Source organism: Proteus columbae, from assembly GCF_009914335.1.
In the GTDB taxonomy this organism is placed as follows: domain Bacteria; phylum Pseudomonadota; class Gammaproteobacteria; order Enterobacterales; family Enterobacteriaceae; genus Proteus.
In genome coordinates, this window is record NZ_CP043925.1 from 981927 (window position 1) to 995302 (window position 13376).

11 protein-coding genes are annotated in these 13376 nt (G+C 38.6%); 10 read left to right on the forward strand and 1 reads right to left on the reverse strand.

Annotated features, from left to right (window positions below; translation table 11 throughout):
• Positions 1–127: 127 nt before the first annotated feature.
• On the reverse strand, positions 128–1585 hold the full coding sequence (gene pepD / locus F1325_RS04540; RefSeq protein ID WP_109373924.1) for a beta-Ala-His dipeptidase: 1458 nt from the start codon (positions 1583–1585) through the stop codon (positions 128–130).
• A gap of 353 nt (positions 1586–1938) precedes the next feature.
• Here pepD and gpt point away from each other — a divergent pair, with 353 nt between their 5' ends.
• From gpt to recA, 10 genes are all read left to right on the forward strand, one after another.
• On the forward strand, positions 1939–2400 hold the full coding sequence (gene gpt / locus F1325_RS04545) for a xanthine phosphoribosyltransferase (protein WP_006534780.1): 462 nt from the start codon (positions 1939–1941) through the stop codon (positions 2398–2400).
• A gap of 208 nt (positions 2401–2608) precedes the next feature.
• Positions 2609–3859: an esterase FrsA gene (frsA, locus tag F1325_RS04550; protein ID WP_109373925.1), complete on the forward strand. Its 1251-nt coding sequence runs from the start codon at positions 2609–2611 to the stop codon at positions 3857–3859.
• Between the two features lie 71 nt (positions 3860–3930).
• On the forward strand, positions 3931–4332 hold the full coding sequence (crl, locus tag F1325_RS04555; protein ID WP_160230049.1) for a sigma factor-binding protein Crl: 402 nt from the start codon (positions 3931–3933) through the stop codon (positions 4330–4332).
• A 115-nt stretch (positions 4333–4447) separates the two neighbouring features.
• Entirely contained in the window at positions 4448–5551 is a 1104-nt protein-coding gene (proB, locus tag F1325_RS04560; RefSeq protein ID WP_109373927.1) for a glutamate 5-kinase, read from the forward strand.
• Between the two features lie 11 nt (positions 5552–5562).
• Entirely contained in the window at positions 5563–6816 is a 1254-nt protein-coding gene (locus F1325_RS04565; RefSeq protein WP_109373928.1) for a glutamate-5-semialdehyde dehydrogenase, read from the forward strand.
• A 145-nt stretch (positions 6817–6961) separates the two neighbouring features.
• Positions 6962–7474 (forward strand): shikimate kinase AroL, encoded by a 513-nt coding sequence (aroL, locus tag F1325_RS04570; RefSeq protein WP_109373929.1) that lies wholly within the window; start codon positions 6962–6964, stop codon positions 7472–7474.
• Between the two features lie 103 nt (positions 7475–7577).
• The gene (aas, locus tag F1325_RS04575) at positions 7578–9737 is read left to right on the forward strand and encodes a bifunctional acyl-ACP--phospholipid O-acyltransferase/long-chain-fatty-acid--ACP ligase (protein ID WP_160230050.1); all 2160 of its coding nucleotides are present in this window, start codon (positions 7578–7580) and stop codon (positions 9735–9737) included.
• Positions 9737–10936: a lysophospholipid transporter LplT gene (gene lplT / locus F1325_RS04580; RefSeq protein ID WP_160230051.1), complete on the forward strand. Its 1200-nt coding sequence runs from the start codon at positions 9737–9739 to the stop codon at positions 10934–10936. The genes aas and lplT overlap by 1 nt, the downstream gene beginning before the upstream one ends.
• 36 nt (positions 10937–10972) lie before the next feature.
• On the forward strand, positions 10973–11479 hold the full coding sequence (gene pncC, locus F1325_RS04585; RefSeq protein ID WP_160230052.1) for a nicotinamide-nucleotide amidase: 507 nt from the start codon (positions 10973–10975) through the stop codon (positions 11477–11479).
• A gap of 107 nt (positions 11480–11586) precedes the next feature.
• On the forward strand, positions 11587–12657 hold the full coding sequence (recA, locus tag F1325_RS04590; RefSeq protein ID WP_099075159.1) for a recombinase RecA: 1071 nt from the start codon (positions 11587–11589) through the stop codon (positions 12655–12657).
• Positions 12658–13376: the final 719 nt, after the last annotated feature.

A 13376-nucleotide genomic window follows, 5' to 3' on the forward strand; every position in this document is an offset into this window, starting at 1 on the left:
GCATTCTATAGATTGTGATATTTAAGGGAAATTCATTGAGAATGAGAGAGAAATGATTTTTTTGCAGAGACTTCAGTAACAAAAAACCCGCCAATAAGCGGGTTTCATTATTAACGTTAAAGCGAGATTATTTAGCAGGGATTGCTTTTAAAATCGCGGTTAATAATTGCCAGTATTGACCGACGCTCTTAATGTGAACGCGTTCGTCTGGTGAGTGAGCACCACGGATTGTTGGCCCAATAGAAACCATATCCATATCTGGGTAAGGTTTTTTGAACAGACCACACTCAAGACCTGCGTGGATAACCATGATATTTGGCACTTTATCAAACAGTTGTTGGTAAGTGTCACGAACTAAATGCATAACAGGAGAATCTGCATCTGGTTTCCAACCAGGGTAACCGCCTTTCGTTTCAATATCGGCTTTAGCGAGTTTTGCTAATGCTGTCAGCATGCTAACAACATAGGTTTTACCACTATCGATTAGAGAACGAATTAAGCACAGAATTTCTACTTTATCATCAACAATGCTAACAACACCGACGTTTAGTGAAGTTTCAACAACACCTTCAACATCGTCACTCATACGAATAACGCCGTTTGGCATTGCATTAAGTAAGTTAATGACACGAGATTGGCAATCTGCGGTGAACGCTTTTTTATCTGTTGTTGTATCAATTAATTCAACTTTTAGATTCTTCTCTGCGATCGCTAATTCGCTTTTTAGCAATTCTTCAAAGCGTACTTTTAATGCTTCTAATTCTTTGACTTTATCCGCTGGAATTGCAAAAACAATGTTTGCTTCACGAGGAATCGCATTACGCAGTGTACCACCGTGGAAATCAATTAATTTCAGTGATAATTCTTCTGCATGACCCGCTAAAAAACGTGCCAATAATTTATTTGCGTTACCTAAGCCTAAATGGATATCACCACCAGAGTGGCCGCCATTTAATCCTTTTAGAACCAGTTGTTTAACAACGTGACCTGCTGGGATTGCATCGTAAGAAAGGTTTAGTGTGGTTTTAACATCAATACCACCCGCACAACCCATGTAGATTTCACCTTCTTCTTCTGAGTCTGTGTTGATAAGAATATCAGCTTGTAACCAACCCGGTTGTAAACCAAAAGCACCGTCCATACCTGTTTCTTCAGTCATGGTTAACAGCACTTCTAATGGGCCGTGTTTAACAGTGTCATCAGCTAAAACAGCTAATGCAGATGCCATACCAACACCATTATCTGCACCTAATGTGGTGCCTTTCGCTTTGATCCATTCTCCATCAATGTAAGGTTGAATTGGATCTTTAGTGAAGTCGTGAATGGTGTCGTTGTTTTTTTGTGGCACCATATCTAAGTGTGCTTGTAAAACAACCGTTTTACGATCTTCCATGCCTTTGGTTGCTGGTTTACGAATTAAAATATTGCCAACGGCATCGCGCTCTGCAAAAAGTCCTTTTTCACTTGCCCAAGAAAGAATGTGGGAAGCTAAGGCTTCTTCATGATGTGATGGATGTGGAATCGAACAAATTTTTGCAAAAATATCCCATAGTGGTTGTGGGGATAGAGTAGATAGTTCAGACACGATGGATCTCCTCTAACAGCATCTGTGTTATTGATAGCCTACCGCTTTTTTAAGGGTTAGCTTTATTATTCTGAGCGTTATACGCCAATATAGTTGAGAATATCACTTTCTTCTGATGAATGCGTCATTCTATTCACATCTCTATCTAAGAAATTAGATCTCTATTTTGTATTCATTTTTTATATGGTTCATTTTTTAATCGAAAAAAGACATTACAGAAAAAAATCAGGATAATCTCACCTGTTTTCACGTTTTCTCTGGTTTTTAGGTGCTCAAATCACTATAATCTCGCGCAACCTTTTTTTCCGCAAAAAAGCTTCTCTCGAAATTTCAGTAGCTAGGATCACAATATTATGAGCGAAAAATATGTTGTAACGTGGGATATGTTGCAAATACATGCCCGTCAATTGGCGCAACGTTTACTACCAGTCGAACAATGGACAGGCATTATTGCTGTCAGCCGTGGGGGATTAGTCCCTGCTGCATTACTTGCTCGTGAATTAGGTATCCGTCATGTGGATACAGTCTGTATTTCTAGCTATGACCACGATCATCAGCGTGACCTCAAAATCTTAAAAAAAGCAGAAGGTGATGGTGAAGGCTTTATCGTTGTTGACGATTTAGTCGATACTGGTGGTACTGCTAAAGTTATCCGTGAGATGTATCCAAAAGCGCATTTTGTCACTATCTTTGCAAAACCAGAAGGGCGTCCTTTAGTGGATGATTTTGTGGTTGATATTCCGCAAAATACATGGATTGAACAGCCTTGGGATATGGGTGTTGCCTTTATTCCACCTGTTTGCGATCAAAAATAAGTTGATAGCATTCGCTTTGCTGTTTTAATTGAGATCCTCGCTTAGGCGGGGATTTTTGTTTCTAAGCTTTTTTCTCTTTTCTCTTCCTCTTTATGATGTCTTCGTGCGATTGCTTGTCGTGATACACATTGTTCCCGTCGATTTCATGCTATGATAAAGCCAGACTTTTAAGCCCCTTTACACGATATCCACTGATTTGAAGAGCGATATGACAGAGAACAAAAACCTTTCTGAAACACTGTTTAAGCCCCGTGCAAAACACGCAGAAACGTCAACATTAATACAGTACACACATCCAAAATCAAATATAGCGACAAACTCTGTATTAAATGGAACAAGTCAGCTAAATTGGTATCGAACAATTCAACGTTTACAATGGATTTGGCGTGGTATTTCTCCTATTGAAATAGAAGAGGTCTTAAGCCGAATTGCGGTGCCTGATGCACCTCGTAGTGATGAAAAATTTATCGATACTGTTGTTGGGTATCGTAAAGGTGGCTGGTCATTTGAATGGTCACATCAAGCGATGATCTGGCAACAAAAAGCATTACGTGAAGAGTCTGGTGATGCCGCAGCAGATTGTTGGTTACAAGCCGCACATCTTTATAGTATTGCTGCATATCCCTTTATTAATGGTGATTTTTTAGCGGATCAAGCAGTTATTTTGTCGATGAAAGCTTTTGAGAATGCGACAAAATTCTCCTCTTTTGAAGTCAAAAAACTGACATTTAAATTAGAGGGAAAAGGGACGACAACGGGTTTTCTGCATTTACCCAAAGATTGTAGAGGCCCTTATCCTACCGTGTTATTTTGTGGCGGATTAGACGGTTTACAAAGCGATTATGTCAGCTTCTTCCGTAATTACCTTTCCCCTAAAGGTATTGCAATGCTAACACTGGATATGCCCGCAATTGGTTATTCAGTAAAACAAAAACTAACGGAAGATACATGCCAATTACAAGGTGAAGTTTTAAAACAACTTTCTGAAGTACCTTGGATTGATCATACTCGTGTTGGTGTGATGGGCTTTCGCTTTGGCGGTAATATTGCTGTGCGCTTAGCTTATATCTACCCAAAATTGATTAAAGGCGTTGTTGCCTTAGGCCCTTTGATCCACGCTTTCTTTACCCAAGCTGAATTGCAGAAAAAAATTCCTGTGATGTATCTTGATGTGTTAGCAAGTCGCTTAGGGTTATGGAATATTGATGAGAATAATCTTCGATTATCATTGAGCAGTTACTCCCTGAAAAACCAAGGCCTGATTGGGCGGCGTATGCCTGTTCCTATGATGGGGGTCTATTGGAAAGGTGATGAAATGAGCCCTAAAGAGGATTCGCAATTAATTGCACGCTCTTCTATGGATGGTGACATTCTTGCTATTAATGATAAGCCGCTTTACGAAGGTTTAGAGCTCGCGTTACAAAAAAGCGCAGATTGGATCTATGATAAATTAATATAATTAATTTTGAACAATAACTTGCTAATTATATTAGATTATATAACAGTAGAGTTTCTAAGGAGACTGAATTTATGACTTCATCTTTGAACCCTACCCGAGGTAAGTTATTAAAGCGTTTTGCTCAAATCGGCCCATATATCCGAGAGCAACAATGCCAAGAGAGCCAGTTCTTTTTTGACTGTTTAGCTGTTTGTGTAAATAAAAAAGTCGCGCCGGAAAAACGAGAGTTTTGGGGCTGGTGGATGGAATTAGAACGCAATAATGAACAGCTCATTTATCGTTATCAAATTGGGCTATTCGATAAAAATGGTGATTGGCTCCATCAGAACATCAGTAAGAATGATGTTGTTGAGTCAATTAATGAAACACTTATTCGTTTTCATGAATTTCTTCAACTCGCGGTGAGTGAATTAGAGATGACACTCACTCCAGATGAAAAAATGAACAAATTTCCGCTTCCCATTCAGCCCTAATTTTGTGTTAGGGCAACTTTTCATAGATTTTGCGTTATGTCAGTTGGCATAACGCTTCTCTCCTGATAAAACTGTGTATTATCTTTTTAAATAATCAACAAGAATGGTAAATGTTATGAGTAGCAGCCAAACGCTGGTTGTTAAATTAGGGACAAGTGTACTTACTGGTGGTTCACGACGTCTGGATCAGTCTCATATTGTGGAGCTGGTTCGCCAATGTGCTAAACAACACGAAAAAGGGCATCGGATTATAATTGTCACTTCAGGTGCAATTGCAGCAGGGCGTGAATATTTGAATTATCCTGATTTGCCTGCAACTATTGCTTCAAAACAGTTGCTTGCTGCTGTGGGGCAAAGTGCTTTAATTCAAGTATGGAAACAGTTATTTGCCATCTATGGTATTCATATTGGTCAAATGCTATTAACGCGTGCTGATATTGAAGATAGAGAACGATTCTTAAATGCACGCGATACCTTACATGCACTGTTAGATAACCATATTATCCCCGTTATCAATGAAAATGATGCTGTTGCTACCGCGGAAATTAAAGTGGGTGATAACGATAATTTATCAGCATTAGCGGCTATTTTAGGCGGTGCAGATAAACTGTTATTACTAACGGATATTGAAGGGCTTTACACCGCTGATCCTCGTAGTAATCCAGATGCTAAATTGATCCCTGAAGTTTTTGATATCAATGATGAGTTACGCCAAATGGCAGGTGATAGCGTATCAGGTTTAGGTACGGGTGGTATGGCAACAAAACTACAAGCAGCAACCGTTGCAGGGCGTGCGGGTATTGATGTTGTCATCGCGGCAGGCGTACAACCTGAAGTTATCGCTAAAGTTATCAATAATGAACCTGTTGGAACGTTATTTCATGGCTTACAAAGTCCATTAGAAGCGCGTAAGCGGTGGATCTTTGGTGCGCCAATAGCTGGTGTGATAGTGGTTGATGAAGGAGCTGAAAACGCAATTAAAGAAAAAGGTAGCTCCCTTTTACCAAAAGGTATCAAAGAAATTAAAGGCGATTTCTCTCGTGGATGTGTTATCCGCATTCAAAGTTTACAAGGTAAAGATCTCGCTCATGGTGTTGCACACTATAATAGTGATGCATTGCGTCTAATTGCAGGACACCATTCACAAGAAATTAGTCAAATTTTAGGTTACGAGTATGGCAGTGTTGCCGTACATCGTGATGATATGATTGTTAGCTAAGGAGCCTTCTGATGTTAGAACAAATGGGTAAATCGGCAAGAGAGGCATCTTGGCATTTAGCTCAACTATCAACAGAGCAAAAAAATCAGGCATTACTAGTTATGGCTGATTTATTAGAACAACAAGAAGCTTCAATTCTTGCAGCAAATGAAAAAGATATGCAAGCGGCTCGTGAAGCCAATATTAATGCCGCTATGCTTGATCGTTTATTACTAAATTCTGCACGTTTAAAAGCCATTGCAGATGATGTACGACAAGTGTGCCGCTTAGAAGATCCTGTGGGTCAAGTTATTGATGGCCGTATGCTAGATAGCGGTTTACGGTTAGAGCGTCGCCGTGTGCCGTTGGGGGTTGTAGGTGTTATTTATGAAGCTCGTCCTAATGTCACAATTGATGTCGCTTCTTTATGTTTGAAAACAGGTAATGCGGCTATTCTTCGTGGTGGAAAAGAAACCCATCATACTAACCAAGCGGTTGTTGCTGTTATTCAGCAAGCATTAGAAAAATGTGGTATTCCTGCTGGTGCTATTCAGGCGATTGATAAGCCTGATCGTGAGTTAGTCTCTAAAATGCTAAAAATGGATGAGTATATTGATATGCTTATTCCACGAGGTGGTGCAGGGTTGCATAAACTTTGCCGTGAACAATCAACCATTCCAGTTATTACTGGTGGTATCGGCGTTTGTCATACTTTTGTTGATGAAAGTGCGGATTTAGGAAAAGCATTAACAGTTATCGTAAATGCGAAAGTACAACGTCCAAGCGCGTGTAACTCTTTAGAAACGCTCTTAGTACACGAAAAGATTGCAGATCTATTTTTACCACAGCTAAGTGATGCTATGGCAGCTCAAAAGGTGACTTTGCATTCAAGTGAGAAGGCATTAGAAGGGTTAAAAAAAGGCGGAGCCACTGTTGTTGATGTGAAAGATGCTGATTATTGCGATGAATGGTTATCACTTGATTTAAACGTAGAAGTTGTGAGTGGGTTAACTGAGGCTATTAGCCATATTCGCCGTTATGGTACTGCACACTCTGATGCTATTTTAACGCAATCTATCTCTAATGCTGATCGCTTTGTTCGTCAAGTTGATTCTGCTGCTGTGTATGTTAATGCAAGTACACGTTTTACTGATGGTGGACAATTCGGTTTAGGTGCCGAGGTTGCTGTTAGTACACAGAAATTACATGCTAGAGGGCCAATGGGATTAGATGCCTTAACGACCTATAAATGGATTGGTTACGGTGATAATACAATTCGTAGCTAAGTGTTAAGATGATTAAATAAGCCATACTTTTCTAAAGTGTGGCTTTATTTTTTTGTTACATCAGGTATGATATTTCATACTTTACAGTATGTAAATTTTTGATTACACCCCTAACAGGGAACACACTATGGAGATAGTGCATTTTATGGATAGTACAATTTACCTTATCGGACCTAGAGGTGCAGGAAAAACAACAGTAGGTAAAGCACTTTCCCTCACTTTAGATTATAGATTTATTGATACGGATGATTGGATAACTCAAAAATATCAACAAACTATATCTTCAATGGTTCAAGAGAAAGGTTGGGATTTTTTTCGTCAAACTGAATCAGAAGCATTAGTCCAAGTTAGTCAGCCTAACCAAGTTATCTCAACGGGTGGTGGTATGATTTTAGCAGATCAAAATCGTGCTTATATGAAATCTTCAGGTGTTATTATTTATTTACAGGCATCTCTTGAAACTTTAGTTAAGCGTTTGTCCCAAGATCCAAATGAAGCACAAAGACCAAGTTTGACAGGTAAAACGTTAGTTTCAGAAATGAATGACGTTTTGGCTAAACGTGAACCTTTATATTTGCAATGTGCTGATATCATTGTTGATGCGGGATTACCTATAAATGAGATTATTGAGGCAATTCTCGCAAAACTCGCGAAATAATTAAGAAGTCGTCTGATATAAAGGATAAAAAAGGGAACATCTATTTTATTTTCATCACATCCTATTTATAGTAAGGCTAATTATAGCAAAATGAGATATGGATATGATGTTGATAGCGTTTTTTAAAACACTATTTAAATTCTTATTTAGAATAAGAATTGAAGGACTTGTTAATCAGTTTTCACAATATGAAAAATGTATAATTACACCAAATCACACTTCTTTTATTGACGGTATATTATTACGTTTATTCCTGCCTATTAATCCTGTATTTGCTGTTTATACCTCTGTTGCTTCTGCAAAAACGACAAGATGGTTAGGTCGTTATGCCGATATCGTACCTTTAGATCCCGCTAACCCAATGGCCGTGCGTCAGTTAGTTAAAGAAGTGGATAAAGGTCGTCCGGTTGTGATTTTCCCAGAAGGAAGGATCACTGTAACAAATGGTTTAATGAAAATTTATGAAGGTGCTGCTTTTATTGCTGCAAAATCAGGCGCTAAAGTTGTTCCTGTTAGAATTGAAGGGGCTGAATTCAGCTATTTTTCACGAGTACGTAAAAGCTTACGAGTAAAGTCTCAATTCTTTCCTAAAATCACCATCAAGGTGCTTCCTGCTGTTGATTTACCGATGCCAAAAGCTGAAAAATCTTCTGAGCGTCGCCGATTAGCGGGTGAAGCCATGCGTGACATCATGATGGAAGCCATCATGCAAACACGTCCTAATATCACGCTGTATGAAGCATTTTTACAGGCAATGTCTCAATATGGTCGATTTAGCCCGCTAATTTCTGATATCAACCTAAAAGAAGATTCTTATCAAGGATTACTGAAAAAAACGTTAGGGATCAGTCGATTGATTGAGCGCTACACTGAACCTAAAGAGCGTATAGGCTTATTGCTTCCAAATACAACAGTAACTGCCGCTGCACTATTAGGTGCAACAATGCGTCAACGTGTTGTGGCAATGCTAAACTACACAGCAGGTAGTTTAGGTGTACAAAATGCGATGAAAGCCGCATCAATCAAAACCATCTTTACATCACGCCAGTTTCTAGAAAAAGGGAATTTATTACATATTCCTGAGCAAACTCCAGAAGCTAACTGGATTTATCTTGAAGATCTAAAAGATACGATCACCAGTGAAGATAAACGTTGGGTAATTAAACATCTTATTACGCCTCAAAAAGCGATGTTACCGCAAGATGCACATGATGCAGCCGTTATTCTATTTACATCAGGCTCTGAAGGTACGCCTAAAGGTGTTGTTCACAGCCATTCAAGTTTATTGGCTAACGTTGATCAAATTCGTGCTATTGCTGATTTTTCCCCGAAAGACAAATTTATGTCAGCATTGCCGTTATTCCATGCATTTGGTTTAACTGCTTGCTTGCTAACTCCAATTTGCTTGGGCGCACGCGTTTTTCTTTATCCAAGTCCGTTACACTATCGAGTTGTACCTGAATTAGTCTATGACCAAAACTGTACGGTGTTATTTGGTACATCAACCTTTTTAGGAAACTACGGAAAGTTTGCCCATCCTTATGATTTTGCCAGAGTTAGATATGTGGTTGCTGGGGCTGAAAAGCTCTCTGAATCAACGCGTGTTTTATGGCAAGAGAAATTCGGTATTCGTATTTTAGAAGGTTATGGCGTGACAGAATGTGCACCTGTTGTGTCAATCAACGTACCTATGAGTGCCAAAGCTCATACAGTAGGGCGCTTATTGCCGGGTATGGAAGGGCGTTTAATTCCAATGAGTGGTATTACCGAAGGCGGTAGATTACAACTTCGTGGTCCTAACGTAATGATGGGATATTTACGTGTAGAATCACCTGAAAAATTGGAAGTCCCTGTCGCAACCAATGCTGACGGTATTGACGAAGAAGGTTGGTACGACACTGGTGATATTGTTGCTATTGATAGCGAAGGTTTTTGTACTATTAAAGGGCGCGTAAAACGTTTTGCAAAAATTGCGGGTGAAATGGTTTCTCTTGAAGGTGTTGAGCAACTTGCACGTAAAGCCTCTAAAGGTGAACACGCTGTTGTGACAATAAGTGATAAACGTAGAGGCGAATCATTAGTTCTGTTCACAACCGATAAGCAATTAGATCGTAGTACGCTATCAGCATTGGCAAAATCGGAAGGTGTTGCTGAAATTGCTGTACCAAAGGATATTCGTTTTATCAAAGAAATTCCTGTTTTAGGAAGTGGGAAAACGGATTTTGTCTCATTGAAAAAACTTGCTGAACAGGAAAATAATTAATGTCAGAGAATATTAGTCAGCCTCCTTTAATGAGTAGAGGAATGAAAGCGGTATTGATATCGCAATTCCTTTCCGCTTTTGCTGACAATGCATTATTGTTTGCGATCCTCGCTCAGTTTAAATCGGCGCTTTACCCTGAGTGGAGCCAACCTGTTTTACAAATGGTATTTGTGCTGGCTTTTATTCTTTTAGCACCTTTTGTTGGGCAGTTTGCTGATCGTAATCCTAAGGGTAGGGTAATGCTCAGTGGGAATCTTTTAAAATTTGTAGGCGCATTTCTTATCTGTGTCGGCTCAGATCCTTTCCTTGGTTATGCCTTAGTGGGAATTGGTGCTGCTGTTTATTCTCCTGCTAAATATGGCATTTTAGGTGAATTAACAGATGGTGAACGTTTAGTAAAAGCTAATGGTTTAATGGAAGCATCAACGATTGCTGCTATTTTATTAGGTTCAGTGATTGGTGGTTTGCTCTCAGATTGGAGCATTGTTTTTGCATTAGGTGTTTGCGCTGCAATGTATGCTTTAGCGGTATTTGTTAACTTTGGTATACCAAAATTATCAGCGGCTCAAATCGGGCGAGGTTGGAACATTAAAAGAATGTTCACTCAATTTCTTGAGGCAACGCGCACCTTATGGACTGATAAAGAAAGCCGTTTTTCTTTAGTGGGAACCAGCATGTTTTGGGGCGCTGGAGTCACATTGCGTTTTTTACTTGTTCAGTGGGTACCTATTGCTCTAGGTATGACTGATAATACGACACCGACTATATTAAATGCGATGGTTGCCATTGGTATTGTAGTCGGTGCTGGATTAGCCGCTAAATTTGTGACACTGAAAACAGTACGCCGCTGTATGCCTGCTGGTATTTTAATTGGTCTTGGTGTTGTTTACTTTTCATTGCAAACCTCAATTATTCCATCTTACCTAATTCTTATCATCATCGGTGTTTTTGGTGGTTTCTTTGTCGTGCCATTGAATGCGCTATTACAAGACAAAGGAAAGCACAGTGTAGGTGCTGGTAATGCTATTGCTGTACAAAACTTAGGTGAAAATACGGCAATGCTATTAATGCTTGGATTGTTCTCACTGGTAACAAGCATTGGTGTCTCTGTCGTTGCTATCGGAATTGGGTTTGGTGCTATTTTTGCCCTCGCAATTGGTGGTCTATGGTTATGGGATTGCACCAGAAAGAAATCTTAAACAGTGAGATTTAGAATAGAGGTTAGATGAACCTTAATGATAAATTACGATGAAATGACCCACCTAAGTATTGAGGTGGGTAAAGTGTTACTTGAAAAGAAGAGCACGATAACAACCGCTGAATCTTGCACTGGTGGATGGATTGCGAAAGTTATTACTGATATTGCCGGAAGTTCTGAATATTATCACCGTGGCTTTGTAACATATAGCAATGAAGCAAAGCATGAAATGATAGGTGTTGATGAACAAACTTTGCTTAAATACGGCGCGGTGAGTGAGGAAGTTGTTCTTCAAATGGCTAAAGGGGCACTGATAACAGCTAATGCAGATTTTGCAGTGTCTGTTAGCGGTATTGCAGGCCCTGGTGGTGGTAGCGAAGAAAAACCCGTTGGTTTAGTTTGGTTTGGCTTTGCAATGAAAACACCAACAGGTATTCAAACTACGGCAAAACACTGTATATTCAGTGGTTCACGAGAGCAAGTAAGAGCTGAATCTGTTATTTTTTCTTTAAAATCAATCCTTAAAGAAATTATTAATAATTAACTTGATACTGTATGATTATACAGTATAATGAGTTTCAACAAGCAAAATCATATACGTTTTAATGGTAGTGACCCATCTTTATGCTTCACTGCCCAGAGGGAGATAACATGGCTATTGATGAAAACAAACAAAAAGCATTGGCCGCAGCACTTGGTCAAATTGAAAAGCAATTTGGTAAAGGGTCTATCATGCGTCTGGGCGAAGATCGTTCCATGAACGTTGAAACCATCTCTACAGGTTCTTTATCATTAGACGTTGCTTTAGGTGCTGGTGGTTTACCACGCGGTCGTATTGTTGAAATCTATGGCCCAGAATCTTCAGGTAAAACAACGTTAACACTACAAGTTATCGCAGCGGCTCAACGTGAAGGCAAAATTTGTGCATTTATCGATGCTGAGCACGCTTTAGATCCTATCTACGCTAAAAAACTAGGCGTAGATATTGATAATCTGCTGTGTTCTCAGCCTGATACAGGTGAGCAAGCTTTAGAGATTTGTGATGCATTATCTCGTTCTGGTGCTGTTGATGTTATCGTTGTTGACTCCGTTGCTGCCTTAACACCAAAAGCAGAAATTGAAGGTGAAATTGGTGATTCACACGTTGGCTTAGCCGCTCGTATGATGAGCCAAGCTATGCGTAAATTAGCGGGTAACCTGAAAAACTCCAACACATTGCTTATTTTCATCAACCAAATTCGTATGAAAATCGGTGTTATGTTTGGTAACCCAGAAACAACAACAGGTGGTAATGCACTTAAATTCTACGCATCTGTTCGTTTAGATATTCGTCGTATCGGTTCTGTTAAAAACGGTGATGAAGTTGTTGGTAGTGAAACACGCGTTAAAGTGGTGAAAAACAAGATTGCAGCACCATTTAAACAAGCTGAATTCCAAATTATGTATGGCGAAGGTATTAATACCTTTGGCGAACTGATTGATTTAGGCGTTAAACATAAATTGGTAGAGAAAGCTGGCGCATGGTACAGCTACAATGGTGAGAAAATTGGTCAAGGTAAAGCCAATGCAACAACTTACCTGAAAGAACACCCTGAAATGTATGATGAGCTAAACACTAAACTACGTGAAATGTTATTAAATCATGCGGGCGAATTTACTAGCGCAGCCGATTTTACTAACGATAGTGATAATGCTGCAGACATTGAAGAGACAGAAGAATAATTTTTCTGCCAATGTCTAAATGACTAAATTGAATGTGTATTAAAACATATTACGATTATCGTAGTTGTAAATCACTAGTCAATTAATGTGATTTAACTCACTTAGAAAAGGAAGCTATAAAATGGCTTCCTTTTTGCTATATGTCGTATTTTTTATTCAAAAGAGAGCTAAAATCAGTCTTATTTTGTTTTCTTTTTCTAAAAAATAGCCTTTAACACTACTTTACTTAATATAACGATATTTTTTACTAACCTATTTTCTATAGTTGTATGAAGTTTTATATAGTGAAATTTTGGTGATATATCCTTGTTAATAAATAATCTAAATAAGAATCATTACGATAGTCTAGTTGCATCAGATAATAAATAATTGACATATAAAGATAAATATCTTCAATATATTTGGATCTAATTTAAATTGCATTTAAAGGTTTGTTGAGGTGCAAGATGAATTTTATACGGATAAGTGCTTTTATTTTAGTAAGTTATCGCGCTATTAATATTTTATTTAAGTAATAACATCTATGTGTTTATTACTAATTGCAATAAGAAAAAGAGATTATCCAGAGAAAATAAACGTATAAAGAGTAACTCCACAAAAAAACAGTAATAGCAAATACTTTTTAATAATTACAAAATGAAAATACTTTAAGTTGCTAACATTTCCCAAGATAATTGCTCTTAAAGAGAGAAAAGTCCCATTCTCAGATAACAATCCCA